This is a genomic window from Desulfobaculum senezii (assembly GCF_054657395.1).
On the sequence record NZ_BAAHYU010000004.1, the window covers coordinates 126,946 to 142,341 of the forward strand.

General features: G+C 63.5%; 12 protein-coding genes. All 12 read right to left on the reverse strand.

Annotated elements, in window-relative coordinates:
- Window positions 1–52: 52 nt before the first annotated feature.
- Entirely contained in the window at window positions 53–865 is an 813-nt protein-coding gene (locus tag ACYQ2T_RS15460; protein WP_459901804.1) for an SPOR domain-containing protein, read from the reverse strand.
- A 19-nt stretch (window positions 866–884) separates the two neighbouring features.
- Window positions 885–1,271, reverse strand: a complete 387-nt coding sequence (locus ACYQ2T_RS15465; RefSeq protein ID WP_459901806.1) for a DUF4280 domain-containing protein — start codon at window positions 1,269–1,271, stop codon at window positions 885–887.
- Between the two features lie 177 nt (window positions 1,272–1,448).
- A complete protein-coding gene (locus tag ACYQ2T_RS15470; protein ID WP_459901808.1) occupies window positions 1,449–3,365 on the reverse strand; it encodes a type VI secretion system Vgr family protein in 1,917 nt (638 codons plus the stop codon).
- Window positions 3,366–3,382: 17 nt separating this feature from the next.
- The gene (locus ACYQ2T_RS15475) at window positions 3,383–3,910 is read right to left on the reverse strand and encodes a hypothetical protein (protein WP_459901810.1); all 528 of its coding nucleotides are present in this window, start codon (window positions 3,908–3,910) and stop codon (window positions 3,383–3,385) included.
- 17 nt (window positions 3,911–3,927) lie between these two features.
- Window positions 3,928–5,100: a type VI secretion system baseplate subunit TssG gene (gene tssG, locus ACYQ2T_RS15480; RefSeq protein WP_459901812.1), complete on the reverse strand. Its 1,173-nt coding sequence runs from the start codon at window positions 5,098–5,100 to the stop codon at window positions 3,928–3,930.
- Window positions 5,064–6,878 (reverse strand): type VI secretion system baseplate subunit TssF, encoded by a 1,815-nt coding sequence (gene tssF, locus ACYQ2T_RS15485; RefSeq protein WP_459901813.1) that lies wholly within the window; start codon window positions 6,876–6,878, stop codon window positions 5,064–5,066. The genes tssG and tssF overlap by 37 nt, the downstream gene beginning before the upstream one ends.
- Window positions 6,865–7,461, reverse strand: coding sequence for a type VI secretion system baseplate subunit TssE (gene tssE / locus ACYQ2T_RS15490; RefSeq protein WP_459901814.1), 597 nt, complete (start codon window positions 7,459–7,461; stop codon window positions 6,865–6,867). Before tssE ends, tssF begins: the two co-directional genes overlap by 14 nt.
- 6 nt (window positions 7,462–7,467) lie before the next feature.
- Window positions 7,468–7,950 carry an Hcp family type VI secretion system effector gene (locus tag ACYQ2T_RS15495; protein WP_459901815.1) on the reverse strand — a complete coding sequence of 161 codons (483 nt, stop codon included), beginning with the start codon at window positions 7,948–7,950 and terminating at the stop codon, window positions 7,468–7,470.
- Window positions 7,951–7,976: 26 nt separating this feature from the next.
- Window positions 7,977–9,431, reverse strand: a complete 1,455-nt coding sequence (gene tssC, locus ACYQ2T_RS15500) for a type VI secretion system contractile sheath large subunit (protein WP_459901816.1) — start codon at window positions 9,429–9,431, stop codon at window positions 7,977–7,979.
- 33 nt (window positions 9,432–9,464) lie between these two features.
- Window positions 9,465–10,037 carry a type VI secretion system contractile sheath small subunit gene (tssB, locus tag ACYQ2T_RS15505; RefSeq protein WP_459901817.1) on the reverse strand — a complete coding sequence of 191 codons (573 nt, stop codon included), beginning with the start codon at window positions 10,035–10,037 and terminating at the stop codon, window positions 9,465–9,467.
- A gap of 63 nt (window positions 10,038–10,100) precedes the next feature.
- Window positions 10,101–11,222, reverse strand: a complete 1,122-nt coding sequence (tssA, locus tag ACYQ2T_RS15510; RefSeq protein ID WP_459901818.1) for a type VI secretion system protein TssA — start codon at window positions 11,220–11,222, stop codon at window positions 10,101–10,103.
- Between the two features lie 58 nt (window positions 11,223–11,280).
- On the reverse strand, window positions 11,281–15,393 hold the full coding sequence (locus ACYQ2T_RS15515; protein WP_459901819.1) for a type VI secretion system protein: 4,113 nt from the start codon (window positions 15,391–15,393) through the stop codon (window positions 11,281–11,283).
- Window positions 15,394–15,396 lie beyond the last annotated feature (3 nt).

Below are 15,396 nucleotides of genomic sequence, written 5' to 3' on the forward strand. Positions count from 1 at the left end.
ATCTGTGTCAATTTTCATAGACACCGCTATACACCATTTATCGCCGCGCCCTTCACTTGGCGGCAACGGTGGCGTCCATATCCTCCGCAGGGACGCCGCCGCCAAAGTGCTTCACCCGTTCCTCAAAGAGTGACCGGCGGAAGGACTGCACAACGCTCGCCCGGTGTGCGTGCTCCAAAAACGCGGAATTGAAGGCATTGGCCTGCTCTTCCTCATCAAACGCGCCAACCACAACCACGTGCCACTTGCGCCCCGCCTCATCGAACATATACACCGTGTCCGCCTGATACCCCAGCCGCGCCAGCTTCTTGGCCTCCACTTCGGCATTCCTTCGCGTCAGGTAGGCACCGGCGCGCACCAGCCAAACAAACTGCACGGACGCTTCATCCCCGGGCGGCACCTTGATGTGGTGAGGCGAGGCCTTACGCCGCGCGCCCGTCTGTGGCTCACGCCCCTGTGCGGCGGCTTCGCGCTGGACCGCAGCGGCTTCCTCCTGTGGCGGTGCGGCCTGCCGGGGCGCGCTCTCCACCACCGCAAACCGGGCGACATTGGCTTGAGAGTCATCTCCACCCCCGCCCTGCATTTGAGCAGGAGCAGAGGCGGGAGCAGAAGCCGGACCAGAGCTTGGGGCAACTCCGGAATCCCCTGCGGGAAGCGCGGGAGCAGCTTCATTTGCGGGTACAGTCGTACTGGCGGGTGTGTCCTGCGGCAATGCGATGCCGTGGGCCGCAAGGTTCCTCTCCACGGACTGCATAGTCATGTACGAACCAAGCACGAACCCGCCAACAAACAGCGCCACACCAAAAAGGAGCAAAATCCCTGTTAGCACGAGTACATTCCCATTCTTTGCGGTTACCGGAGACATGGCATCCCCCTCACAGTGCTTACGGAACGGAAACTGTCATCTGACCCGCCATCTGTATGCTGATCACGCCGCCATAACTGCACATCAGCGTGCAGGAATCATTGAGCGCCGGCTCCCCGCCAATGAGCACCGTCGGGCTGCCGGGAATCCACGGCGCGGCAGTGGCCGGAATGCACGACTGCGGCGTCAGCACGCCCATGGCGGCAGCGGTGGCCGCCGCGACCAGAGGGTTGGCAGGGCAGGAACACATCCCAAAAGGCATAATGTTCACCATGGGCGCATAATCCATAATTGTCGCAGCAGGCGCTCCGGACATGACGCGCTTGGCCGGAAGCACAGTGAGCGACGATGGAGCCGCACCAAAACTGCACTGCAATAACGCCCCGCTCACAACAAGTTGCGACATACTGCCCCCTTCACCACACAAAGCGCGGCCGGTTACATGACCTTGAGGCTCCCAAGATAATTATCCAAACTTTCCTTCCACTTCTGAAGCTTCTGCTGTGTGCCCAGTATCCACTGGCTGCATAGGCCTGCCCGCTTGCAATGCTCACCGCCGCGCTCCTTGCTCGTGCCCCAAGGGTCAATTAATCTGCACCATGCCGCCCTTCACCTGCAGCTGGCCGCCACCGTCGATGGTGCCGGAACTGCTGGATTTGATGGAAAAGGTCCCAGTGACGTCTATGGTCAGGTTGCCCTGCACCGTCAGGGTGTAGTTGCCGCTGGTTGTGATGGAATAGTCCGCGTTGTTGGTGCGGGTTTCCGCGCCGCCCACGGTAATGTCGCGCGTATCGTTCGCGGTGTGGGTCTCTGCGCCGTCGCACGAGGTGGACAGCGCGCCCTGCACACTCAGGGAGTGGTCACCCTCTGTCGTGGCGTCATAATTGGCGGAATTGCTCCGGGTTTCATCGCCCTCAACAGTGATATCCCGCGTCCCCTTCACGCTGTGCGTTTCCGTGCCCTGCTCTACTGTGAAGGTGCGGTTGCCCTGCTCCAGGCTCACAGTGTCGTCCGCTGTTTTAATGGTTGTTGTGCGGGCGTTTTCCACCACGGTGTTCATGTCCTTTTGGGCGTGGATGTAGACCTCCTCCTCGCCCGCCTTATCCTCAAAGCGCAGCTCGTTGGAACCTTCGGCATCCTTGCTGGAATTCGTCTTGATGAGCGTTCGCGTGGCGTTGGCGGGCAGGTCGTAGGGCAGGGTCTGCGTGGCGTTGTACACGCACCCCGTCACCAGCGGGCGGTCCGGGTCGCCGTCTATAAAGCTGACCACCACCTCGTGCCCGATGCGTGGCAAAAACACCGCACCATAGCCCTTGCCCGCCCATGGCTGGGCCACGCGCACCCAGCAGGAGCTTTTTTCATTCTTCTCGCCCACGCGGTCCCAGTAAAACTGCACCTTCACGCGTCCGTATTCGTCGGTCCAAATCTCTTCGCCGTCTTTCCCTACCACCAGCGCGGTCAGCGGACCGGGAACGGACGGCCGGGGGTGACGGCGGCGCGGGCGGTACGTCGCCGTAGCGGGGATAGCGGTGAAGGTTGAGCTGTAGCGCATTTTGGACGCCGTCAGCGCCACGGACGTCACCAGCCACTTGGCGTTGATGTCGTTTCGGTCGTGCCCTTCAATGGTCATGGTTCCGCCGGGATGTAGCCCCGATGCAGGCGAGGACGCAGACAGCACACACTGCTCAGCCTCCAGCGCGTCAAGGCGCATACCCGCAAGACTCTCGCCGTCGTCCTTTACGGTGTGGCCGGTGGGATACTCGTACACGGTGCGGGCATTGCCGCCGGGGGCAGACGCCGTAAGGTCCGTCTCCGGCGTTGTGAAATTGTAGTCGCCAACGGCGAAGGTGCCCGTAACGGAGCACTGCTCCAGCGACACATCTGCAACCTGCGAGGCCGGAACCACGCTGGTATTCTTGGGCTGAAACTCCAGCGTCGCCGCCTGCGGGCACTCCTCCAATGCGTCGCCGCTGTCTGCGAGGACGAGGGTGTGGGCGTTTGCCGTGTGGGTGAAGAAATAGAACATCCCCGCCTCCTCCATCAGGCGCGACACAAAGGCGAGAGCGGTCTCATTGTACTGCACCACGTACTCGCGCGCCGAATAACTGCCGGATAGCTTATCCTCCACATCCGTAAACCCGGCGTCGCTACAGACCTGCTTCACGATGTCCGGCACGCTCATGTTCTGAAACACCGCGCAGTCTGCCTGCAAACCAAGCAGCCACAGCCACGGGCGCACCTCCATATGATAGTGCGTGGCCTCCGCCGTGCTCTGCCCCATGGAAAACCGCGTCACCACGCCATTGATATTGCGCGTGGCCGAACCATCAGGCAGCCCCACGCCCACGGTGATGTCCTTGCCGATGATGGTGTCAAAGGCCAGCGCGTTGTCCTCGCTGTAGGCCGAAATGGAGTAGACAAACGGCTCGGACAGGGCCTCCTGTCCGGAACAGCTTTCCAGCACCAGCGTCCCGTCGCCGAAGGGAGTGGTCAATGTCACGATGGCATCCTTCATGACTACGGGCCCCACTCCATGGCTTCATCCTGCCTTGCGGTGAGCGAGGGGACGAACTGCTGATTGTAGTCCAGCCACACAGCGCGGGGATTCACCGCCGTCAGCACCTCCTGCATCCAATCCTCAAACTGGGACAGCGCGTCCAGATACAGGCGTGACACCTCCGCAAGCGCCACCACCACAAGCAGGCACTGTTCCTCGGGTGTATAGTTTCGAAGCTCCGGCCCGTTGTTCCGGCTCCACGCCAAAAGACGCGTGGCGAAATTCTGGGCAAGGGCGTTGTCGCCACTGACAAAGGGCGCCACAAGGTCGCCGTAGCGCGGCGGTCTGCGGCCATCGACCTTCACCAAAAGCTCCGATGCCTGAAACCAACTGCCCTGCACCCGCACCACAGAACCAATAGCGGCCAGATAATTGTTGATGGCCCCAAGCAGATCATCACGCTTTTCCCGCGTTGGATCCTCAAGACGCATTTCGCGAATCCACCGGCCCGCCGCGTACCGCAGGTTGTCCACTTCCGTTTTCGACATGTCGCTCCCTTTTTCGGTCAGCCGTGCGGGCGCCCCTTTGGCGCGCGGTCCTCACCGCCCTGCGCCGCTGCGCAAAAACTACTCCACCCAAGCCACGCATCACCCATGCACCCAAGGCTGGGGGCAATGGCGCTTGGGGCGGCAAGCTCCAAGGCGATATGCACGTCCACGCCCTCGCCCACATAAAACGCCACAAGCTGTTCAAGGGCCGTCCGCCGCGTTCCCGGCGGCTGGGGCAACAAGGCGCGGTAGTCCTCCCAGCACAGCGGCCCAAGGCGCAGCGTCACGCCCGCGCTCTGCTCCCACACGCGCGTGCCCAGCACGGCGTTTTCCCCAAGCCGAATATTCGCGCCCGCCACGCCAAGGCGGGTCTGGTCCTCCGGCTCAATGTCCAGCCATGCGCCGCGAAACTCCTCCACCCGCGCTGGCACGCCAAACGCATCAGCCACCACGCGCTCCAGCCCCGCCGCGGACTTGGGATACGCCCCATACAGCGCAGCGTGCCGCAGCAGGACGGCGTCGGGCACGCCGGCGGCTCCCGGCGCATCCGGCGCTGGGGACTGCCGCAACCCCGGGGTACCCATGCCCATAAGCGAGAACACAAACCCCGCCATAGGGCTGTCCGCCGGGTGGCAATCGTGCCCCGCCACGGGCCGGTACGCACCAACCGAGGCATAAAAGAGCGCCACCAGCCGGTTATTAAACAGGTCCAAAAAATCGCGCAGACAGGTATCCCGCGCCCCGGCGCGCTCCAGCACCACGTCCGTATACGGAGCGGGAAGCGGCCCCGCCGCGCCCGCAAGGCCAAGGAAATTCACTGCAAGGGCAGGCTTGCCACCTGCTGTGCCCCGCCCAGCCACCTCCACCGCGCCCAGCGCCCGAGGCATCTCCGGAGCCCGCCCCCAGCCCGCCGCAGAACGCGAGGCACCATCCGCAGACGACCCGGAATCCGCGACAGCATCCAGCGCATCCGCCGCCACGCCGCGCACCTCCTGCAACTCGCTGGCGGGAAAGGCAAAAGACACGCACGAGGCAAAGGAAAACCGCTCGCTCTCCGGGTCATCGGCGCAGACGTCTCCGCCGTGGATGGCCCGCATCAGCCACACGGCCTTCCATACGTCAAACCGCCACGGCTCGCGCAGGAAACGTTCTGCTACAGAATGGGCCGACTGCCCGACTGTGGTGGGCACCTGTGCCAGACCTCCCTTGTCCCCTCACTGCGCAGCGTCAGCTGGGAAAACGTGTTCACATTGCAATACAGTCCAAAGAACGCGCTCATCACCCCGGCAAAAAGCACGGCGCTTCCCCCCGCAAAGGCGCTGGGGTCAAGGGTCAGGCCAATATCCGTCCCCCGCACAAAACCTCGCCACGCCTCGCTCCCCAGACGCCGCGCCACCGGCCTGCGGGTCAACGCCTTGATGCCCCGGGCCTGACGCACCGCCGCGGCGTCGCCGTCCGGGGCGTAGAGCATCAGAATTTCCTGCAGGGCCTCCACGCTTTGCGGACCGGACAGAGAGACCTTGTTCAGCGCCAAGTGCGACACCAAACGCCACATAACCTCGCCTCCAAGGGGCGGATTCCGCTGGGGTGTCGGCGCCGTCAGCAGGCGCACGGCGCTGACCGGCAGGTCGCTATCACGCGCAAGAAGGGTCCCGGCCTGCGCCTCCACCGCGCTGTGACGATTGGTGCACAGCACATGCGCCACCACGGACCGGGCCGCCGGACGCGCCGGATTGAAGGAGAGGTCCGCAAAGGACAGATACACGTCCGTCCCCTCGCCGCCGCCAGCCGCCGGGGTACGGCGCATCAGCCAAAACGGCTCATCATGTTGCTGGGCCGCGGCGTGGGACAGGCTAAAATACGGATGCATGGGGACCATTCCCGCGCCCCCCGGTTCCACAGCGGCTACGGACTCTATGGAATGGATTTCCGTGGTGGCGCTGCGGCGGGCATCGGGAACAAGGCGATACTCGCTCTGGGTTTCATCAAGGCGGATAGGCTCGGCAATGCGTGAGAAGAGGTTGACGATGGGCACGGCGTTGGGCCGCAGCATATGCCGCGACAGCCCGCCCAGCTTGCGCGGCCTACGGGCGAGGGGGACCAGCACGTCCACAGCCGAAGCGTCGCCGCGCCGCGACAGGCCCGCCACCTCCACAAACAGGAAGCGTTCCGGAAAAGCAAAATACTCCTGCACCATCTGGTAGGCGGGCGGTCCCTGCGCGGCGCGCGGCAAGGCCAACTCGTCCGCGCCCAGTCCCGCAGGCCGAATGGCACGGGGACCAAGGGACAGCGGCGCGCGCTCCACCGGGTCCGCCGGGTTGCGCAGGCACACATCCAGCGCGTCCGCCAGCAGCAGGTCATACAGTTGGAAGGTCTCGTACCTGTCGCCATGCAGGAACAGCCGGACGGAATCGAAATCGCACGACGCAAGGGGAACGCCGTCCCCCTCGATGCGAAAGCGCAGCACGGCCCCCGCCTGCTGCCCCGCGCGGCCAAGATTGTACTGCGCCAGCGGCTCAAACGCCGCCTGCGTCACCTTGATGGGCAAGACCTGCAGCGGCCAGCAGGTCCGCCAGCGCAGGGTGGCCTTGCCGTCGGTGCTGTCGCAGTGCAGGGCAAGGCCTTGCGGCACCTCGTACCCGGCCAGCATATTCGCGGCCTTTTTGGCCTCCGGCGCAAACTCCGCCACACTCAGCGAGGGCAAAGGACACGCCAGCCCAGGATACAGCACCTGCAAGAGTGCGCCGGACAGCTGTGGCAACTGGGCATCCACATTGCGGCGGATGCGCGCCGTCAGCCACGCAAAGGATTCAATGAGCCGCTCCACAAACGGGTCCGGCGTAATGTCCGGCCCCAATTCAAGGCGGCTGGCGATGCGTGGATACCGCCGCGCGAACTCCACCCCGGCCTTGCGCAGGTAGGCAAGCTCACTTTGGTAGTATGTCCGGGCCGCATCATCCTTGGTCATCGTCAACCTCCATCACGGCAAGCGTGCCGTCGCCCGCGTCGTAGCCCAGCAGAAAGGCCAACGGCTCACGCCGGGGCATGCCCACAACGCGCGCGGAAATCATCATCCCGCCCCGGAACCTGCGCCCTGCGGCGTCCTGCCCGGAAAAATCCACCTGCGCCCCTTGCCCAAGGCGGGGGTTGGCAAAGGGCAACTCTCCGGCAGCTCCACCGCGAAGGGGCACGACGTAGGACCGCGGCGGCAACTTCACCACACGCACCCGCACATCCGCCAAACGCGGCTCAAACGCGCGAATCGCCTGCCCCACGCGCCGCGCAAGGGCCTTCATGTCCGCTTCGCTCTCCACCAGCACGGTGCCGGAATCCGGCAAACCGTAGTCCATAACGTCCGGCGCGCCGGGACCTTCCAGCCACGTCCGCCCAGCCGCGCGGGTGTTAAGCAGCCACAGCACATCGCGCACGATGATGCGGCGGTAGGTCTCGGCGCTGACGTTGCGCATGGGCACGGTTTCTGGACCGGCGGCGGACGCATCGTCCACCAGCCGGTCCAGAAGCGGCGCCAGATATCTGCCTTTCGCCGACATGGCGGATTAGGATATCTGGTTGGTTTCGAGGTCGTGCATACCGGCCTTGGTGCCTTCCGCGCCGCCGGCTTCCTTCTGCTTTTTGTACTCGTACTTAATCTTGCCGTAGTTGAGGGAGAACGTCTCCATGGGCAGGTCTCCGCCGCCGCTGATGCTATAGTTGGAGATGACCACATCGTTCATGGTCACCACCAGATAGGCCACCACATCGTCCCCATCCATACGGCAAGCGGTGAACACAATCTCCGAGATGTGCTTACCGCTCCACAGCGCCTTGCAGAGGTCGGCAGTAGAGAGGTCGGTACGCTTGGATACCGAAAACTCCCCATGCTGCGCGCGCGACGTCGTGCCGCCACCCTCGGAGCTTCGCAGCGGTGATGTCGGCTGCGAAAAGTTGTGCGAGAACGAATAGATCTCGATTTGCTTTTCATAGCCTTTGACCGTGCTCTCACCGTCAATTCCATCGATCTTCATAAACATATTCTGCATTTGAGACTCCTTGTACGGTCAGGCCATTATGCGGCCGGCGGCGGCAGTTCTGCGACGAGGCGGATGCTGGCCGTCAGCTCCTCAAGCTGGAAGTGCGGACGCAGGAAGATGGTGGCCGTATAGACGCCGGGCTTGCCGGGAACGTCCTTTACGTCCACACGTGCCTCGCGCAGGGGGTAACGCGCCTTCACTTCCTGCCCGGCGTCGTCGCTGAGCAGGACGTAGTTGGATATCCACGTGTTCAGATAGTCCGAAACGTTGTCGGCGGTCATAAAGCTGCCAATCTTGTCGCGCATGATGGACTTGATGTAATGCGCAAAGCGCGAGGCATTGAGCAGATACGGAAGCACAGCGGACAGCCGCGCGTTGGCGTTGGCTTCGTCTGTGTTGTAGAGCACGGGCTTGTTGGTGGTCTGCCCGCCAAAGAAGGCGGCATAGTCCGTGCCCTTGCAGTAGATGAGCGGAATGAACCCAAGATCCGAGAGTTCTTTCTCGCGCCGGTCCGTGATGGCAATTTCCGTTGGGCATTTCACGGCGATGTCGCCGTCGTCGGTCTTGAAGGTGTGGGTAGGCAGGCCTTCCACAACGCCGCCGCCCTCCACGCCGCGTATGGCCGCTGTCCAGCCGTACTTGGCAAAGGCGTCGGTGATGCGCTGGGCCATGGCCCACGCCGCATTGCCCCACAAGTACTTGACGTGCACGCGCCCATCCACGTCCTCCACAAACTGGAACTCCTCAACGGGCTGGGTGTCCGGGCCATAGGGCAAGCGCAGAAGCACGTGCGGCATGCACAGCGCCACATAGCGTGAATCCTCGCTACTGCGGAACGAACGCCACTTGATCAGCTCGCTGCTCTCAAAGAGCTTGGCAAGGTCGCGCGGGCCAGCCAGCTCGGTAAAGCTCTCCATGTCGAACAGCCGGGGCGAGGCTGAGGCCATCAGCGGCGCATGGGCCGCAGCGGCCACCTGCGACAGCTTTTCCAAAAAGGCCATGTCCTGCGGATGCCGCCCAAACTCAAAGTCATACAGCAGGCAGCTGTAGGGCGCACCGCCAAAGGTGCCGTACTCTTCCTCGTACACCTTTTTGAACAGGTTGCTCTGGTCGAATTCCACAGCCTTGTCGAGGTCGGCCTGAAGCTCCTTGCGCGAGGCGTTCAGCACCCGCAGTTTAAGCATTTCGCCGGTTTCGGTGTTCATCACCAAATAGTGCAGACCGCGCCAAGTGGACTCCAACCGTTTAAAGTCCTCGGCGTGCATGACTTCATTCAGTTGAATGGAAAGCTGCTCGTCTATGCGCGAGATGCGCTCCACCAGCATCGCTGCCGGGTCATCAAGAGGCTCCATCTTCTTGTCCAGAATCTGCGAGGCCAGCTCGCGGAGGATGCTCTTGCTGTTCGGTATCTGCGACTCATCCTTGACCATCTTTCCGTCATAGAGAAACTGCTCCAGCAGGTTTCTCTCGGCATCATTTTCAGGACTCATAGCTGACTCCCTCACGGGTTGAGGTGCGTGGGGCTACTTCTTCGCAGGCTTTTCCTTCTTGTCGTCCTTGCCCTTGTCATCCTTCTTGGCGTCCTCTTCACCGCCGCCATCGTCGGCGCTGGCAAGATCCAAAAGCTCCTTCAGCTTCGCCTCGTCGCCAATGGTGTCGTGCAGCAGGGCGGCAAGGTCGTCATTGCCGTCCAGCTTGCCCAAGAGGTCCACCAGCTTCTGGCGCGCCTCCAGCAGTTCGTTCAGCTTGGGAATGCGCTTTACGACCTGCGCAGGCTCAAAGTCGTCCATACTGGCAAAGCTGAGGTCCACGCCCAGCGTTTCGTCATCGCCGCCAAGGGTATTGGGCACGTTGTAGGCGATATGTGGGGCACTCTTTTTCAGCACGTCGTTGATATTGTCCCTATCGATGTAGACGAACTTCCGCTCCTTGAGCGGCGGAAGCGGGTCCACAGGCTTGGCGGTGAGGTCCGCCATGATGCCCACCACGTAGGGCAACTGCTTCATCACAATGGCGCCGCCTATTTCCACATCGTATGTGATCTGGACGCGCGGCGGTCTGACCCTGTCGAGCTTATGCTGAATGCTTTCAGCCATGTTCATGCTCCTCCGCTTGCTGATTGATGCGCCGGGCATTCACGGGCGCGTAGCCAATGCCGCCTATTCGGACTGTTTTTTCGGTATTCCCAGCAGAGCGAGAATCCCTCCCAGCTCCGCTCCTTCTCCAAGAATTTCGCTGTACAGCTCCCCAAGGCTCATATCCCCCCACGCCACGGCCCGCTGCACAAGGTAGGGCGTGGGGCTGTGCGGTTCGGTACGCATCAGATATTCCGCCGCCATGGCGAGCATCGCGTACGCCTCCGCCCTGCTGCTGATTGGTCCTGCCGTCTGCTTTGCGGGCGCTCCCTCGGTCTGGGCCACAGTCTCGCTTTTTTCCGCCACATCAGCCTCCTCCCTTTCCACGCGTCGAATGTCTTCACCGCGCCACGAAAGCACGCGGCCATGAATCGCCATCACCCCTTCGCGCAGCGCGCCAAAGCTTGGCGCCTCATCGCCGCACCGCTCGTCCAAAAAAGTTGCCAGCGCCTGAATAATGCCGTCCGCCCGCTCCAAACCGGATGCCATGGCGGCGTGATAGGCCGCGTCCGTCGCATGGGCGGACAGGGTTATGGCCTCACGCGTGGGGCGGCTTTCGTCCACCGCACGCGCCGCCTTGCGCCCTCGGGCCGCGAGACGCTCGTAGTACTCGGCCTCCTCCCATTCCGCATAGGTATAGGAGCGGCCGTCACCATGCGCGGGCACCGTCAGACGCACAAACTTCAACCGAAATGCCAGCGCCGTACTCACCCACCGAAACGGCGCAAGGCGGGCATCAACGTCGCCCTCCTCCATGCGGGGATGGATGTCGTCCCAATACGTCTGGGCAAGGGCAAGGAGAACCTCCAGCCCCTCCACCAGCCCCGCTACGCCATCAAGGGCAAGACGCGCCTCCGTCAGCCATGCGGCAATCTGCACATCCTTGGTCCGCGACTGGAGCGCGCCCTCGCACAGGGCGCGGACCTTGGCCCAGTCCGCCCGCTTGACCTCACGCTCCCACACGCCCTGCGGCAGGTCCGGGTCCTCCTCGCGTCTGGCCTCACGAATCTGGTCGTAGACCACGTCGTACAGCAAGGCTTCCCCGCACGGGGCGTCCTCGGAGACTGGAGCGAGCAGACGCGCGCCCCATTCCGACAGGTCTTGTGAAAAAGGCGCGTCCGGCGCGCCGGAAATGGCTTCATCCATATTGCACTCCACATACACTCACGTCATAGCGCTGGCTGCGCTTCAGTTCCAGCATTGATTACAGCGCCTTGTACAACTCATCACGTACGCTATTGGCGTCCAACTCCGGCATAGTCTTTGGCAGGTCCGTCGGCCATGCAAGGGGCGTCACCTTTGGCTTCCCCTTCTCATCCACGCCTGCCTGCGTCAGATGAAGGCGCATAAAAACCGTCACCGTCTCGCCATCCGGCGCGCTGGCGACGGACCGCCGCACAGCGGAGTCTGCCGCCTTGGTCGCCACGGGAAAAACCAGCGTCCCCGGCGGGGGCGGCGCGTCGCCCTTCACATCGCCCGCGGCCGCGCTGTTGGCGCGCACAAAGGCGTACAGCGCCCACAGGTCCGTGTACTGCCACACCACGCGGCGCTCCTGCACCGCCGCGCCGGGCGGCAGGGTCTGCGCCAGCACCGGGAAGCGGTCCGAATCCTGCGCCCACTCAAGGGTGAACTGCACGGCCTGCCCCGGTCCCCATGTCAGCCCGGTTTCCGCATCGCGAAAATGTACGGACTGCTCCCCGGCGGTGAGGGTCCAGTCCACAATCTGCTCCCCGCCGACCTCGCTGGCGCGCTGGGTGCGAAAGTCCACGGTCAAGCCGCACTGGGAGGACTGGTCCTTGCCCGCCACAAGGCTACGCAGGAAGGGTTCGGCTCCAGCCACGGCGTCAAGGAAACGCTTTTGCGGCGCAAGGGCGTGCAGACGCGCCGCCGAAGCGGGCATGGCCCCGGCCACGCCATCGAGCATATTCAAAAAGGCCATCACGTCCTCAACGCTTGCCTGCGGTCCGCCGGTGCGCACCGGGGCAAAGGGGAAGTGCCCGGCCAGATGCTCGTCAAAAAAGGCCGACGCCGCGCCGTACCCCGAGGCAAAGGTCGTCAGGTCCGCCTCAAGGCACCGCGCGCGGACGGTATTGATAAGCGCCCGCCCCCGCCGCTCGAAGTACCCCGGCCCGTCAAAGCGCGGCTCCACAGCGCTGAGGGTGGTGGCGTAGGTTTTGGCCGTGGTCTTGCCAAAGGTCTGCATGATGAGGGTTTCCACGTTGGCGACACTGTTGCCGGGACGCTTGGAGTCGTAGGCCTCCAGCGCCGCGACGATGGATTCCCAATACGTGATGAGGTCATCATCGCCGGCGAAATCGCGCCGCCCTTGTTTATAGACATAGGTCAGGCTCGGCTCCACAAAGACGGACACCACATGCCGCACCCGGCCAAGGCGCGCAGTCATATACGCCACGGCCTCGTCGTTGGTGGTCAGTCCATAGACGCCCGCCAGCACGGGCGTGGTGCCCTGCCACTGCGCCAGCGCGGTCGATTGGGGAGCAAAAAGGGCGTCGCGCTCCAGCAGCATGCGGCTCATATCCAAAAGGCGCACGGCCTGCGCACCTGGGATACTTCCCACGGCGTCGGCCAGGGCCACCTGCCCCATGGTCCGCAGCGACTGTACGGCGCGCAAAATGTACGGGCTGGCCTTGCTGAAATTCACCGCCGCAGACTCCAAAGTATGCTCCCAGCCCGACGTCATCCCCGCCGGATACGGGCTATAGACCTGCGCCTGCCCCACAAGACGGTAGACATTTTCGGCCACTCGCTCATTCATGGCGGTGGTCACCACTTGCCGCGCCGAGGGCTTGGGCAATTTCTTTGATAGCTGGGCGTCATAGCCGCCGTAGGAATCCAGCAGCTTCACCGCGCGGCTGAGGATAGAGACGTCCCATGCGATGTCCTCCGGCGGCACGTCCTCGTTCACCACGCCTTCGGGCACAGGCTGCATAAAGTCGCGCGTGCGCGCATCGGCAAGCACGTCGCGCAGCTCTATCAGCCATGCGGCCGGAGCAAAGTGCCCCTCGTCGTCAAAGGTCAACAGCGGGCCAAGGTCCTCATCCCGCATGGCCTGCACATCATCGCGCAGGCTCACCAGCCGCCCGCTCAGTTCCTCCAACTTGCCCTCAGCCATGGCCTGCGCTTGGCGCGGGTCAAGGGATTGGCCGGACAACTCCGCAAGGCGCTGGCGCACGTGCATATGCTTATCCACAATCCCCTTGCCGGGGGTAAAGGTATCGCCCTGCATCCACGCCCACTGCGGAGAGGTGGCAAACACCCCCAGCGCATCCACCGCCGCAATGAATGCATCAAGGGAGTTGCCGCCGGTCTGCTGCCCGCCGCTTCGCAGCGCATCCAACAGCCGCTGCACGCCGCGCAGTTCCTGCCGGACGTCGTTGTGGATAAACGCCCGGGCAAACACGCCAAGCAGATTCGCTTGCTCCTGCTGCTCCAGCGCGGCCGCCTGCGCCGTCAGGTCCACCTTGGCGTAAGGTAAGTCCTTAAGGACGATGTGCGCGTACTTGGCAAAGTCCTTGGGCATGGTCGCGTTAAAGGAATATTCCGTCAGCTCCGCAAAGTCCTTGGCGCTTGTGGAGGCGCTGAGGCCGTTGAACATGAGGCAGCGGCCCGTCAGTTCCAGCACCTTGTCCGCGTACAGGGCAAAGCGCCTGTATTCCGGGCTTTCCTCAAGGCTTTGGGCGCGGTGGCGCACATCGCCCTCCGCAACGGGCAACCCTTCGGCCAGCCCCAGATGCGCCGCCCTGTTCATCAGGTCGCCGCGGATGCCACGGAGCAAGACCGAGCCGACGGCCTTGCGCGCCATGCTGAGGATTCGCCCGCGCAGTTCGCTCTCCCACGAAGACGGAATGAAAACGGAAAAGAACAGCTCCGGGTCAATGGAGTTAAAGCCCGAGATATAGCCCTCCATCCGCTGCTTGAACTCCTCCGGCGTCATGTGCATGTCCGGCGCGGCGGCACCAGTGCGGCCAAGGAGCTGATAGCGCTCAAAGTCGGTCTTCAGGGACTCCTGCACGGTGATAACGTCGCGCGATTCCTTCCATACCCGGTAGTGCCCAACCGCCATCCCCAGCACCCACACCGCCATAATCCCCACCACGGCGGCCTGCATGCCGCGCACAGTGCGGCGGCGTGCCACCATCAGTCTGTCCGCTGGCGAGGCAAGGCCCATCTCGCCAAAGATTTGCTTGGAAAACACATCGTGCACAAAGGTGGTGCGGCGTCCTCGCCCTTCGCCGTAGTGCCCGCAAAAATACACGCCCCGACAGGGCACGCTCTGCATCTGGGAGCGGGGCTGAAAGATGGTCCGCAGGCGCAGGGTCAGCGCGGGGAAGAGATCCTCAAAATATTCACGCAGACGGAAAATGCGCCCGGCATCGTCCGGAGGCTGCGGCGCGGCAAAGACGCTCTGGGTGGCGCTGTCCAAACTGCTGAGAATACTGCCGCAAATGTCGTCTTCCCAGCTTTTGGCGTAGGCGGTGTCCGGCGTTTTGGGGCTGGTCCAGCCGAACATTTGCCGAAGGGCCTCATCGCCCACCGCGCGCTGCAAGGCATCGAACCCCGGCACCTGCTCGCACCCCGTCACAAGCACATACACGGGCAGGCTCATACCAAGGGCGTCCTGAATCCGCTCCAACCGCTCTGCTATGCGGTGCCCTGCGGCCTCGGCCGCGCGCTCGGCCTCAAAGGTACCCGGCTCCTGCCCGCACAGTTCCTGCGCGCCAAGGGTGACCACCACGGCGTCCAACGGGCGGCGCGGACGCACCGCGCGAAAGGCCCGCAGCAGCGCCAAAGCATACGCCTCCCCGGCCTTGCCATGGGCAAAAAACGCCCGCGCCGACGGGGCGAACACCACGCCATCACGCAGGACGGCAAAGTGCAGCGCCTCGGCGCGGCAGTGGCACTGGTCGTCCTCCACGCCAAGGCGCGCCAGCTCGGCCACCACGTCGCTCTGCCCTGCGCCCTCATCACCAAGCAGCAGCACCCACGGCACGCTGTACTTCTTGCGGCGTGACATATTGGCAAAGCCAAGGGCCTTGCGCAGTTGACCGAATGCTCCCTTAACGCCCTTCGCGGCGTCCTCGGGATCGCCCTCGCCCGCCGCCGGGGCCTCACCGTCGGCCCCGCCCTCTGCCGCCTCCTCTTCCGCCTTGGCCTTTTTGCGCTTTTTCTGCGTGGCAACAAACACGGAGAGCAGCACACCAGACAGCATCGTCAGCATGCCCACGAGGGCAAACAGGACGTGCGAGTACTTGTACACGGTGTACATGAAGCCATCGAGCAGATGCGCTATGCTCATCCG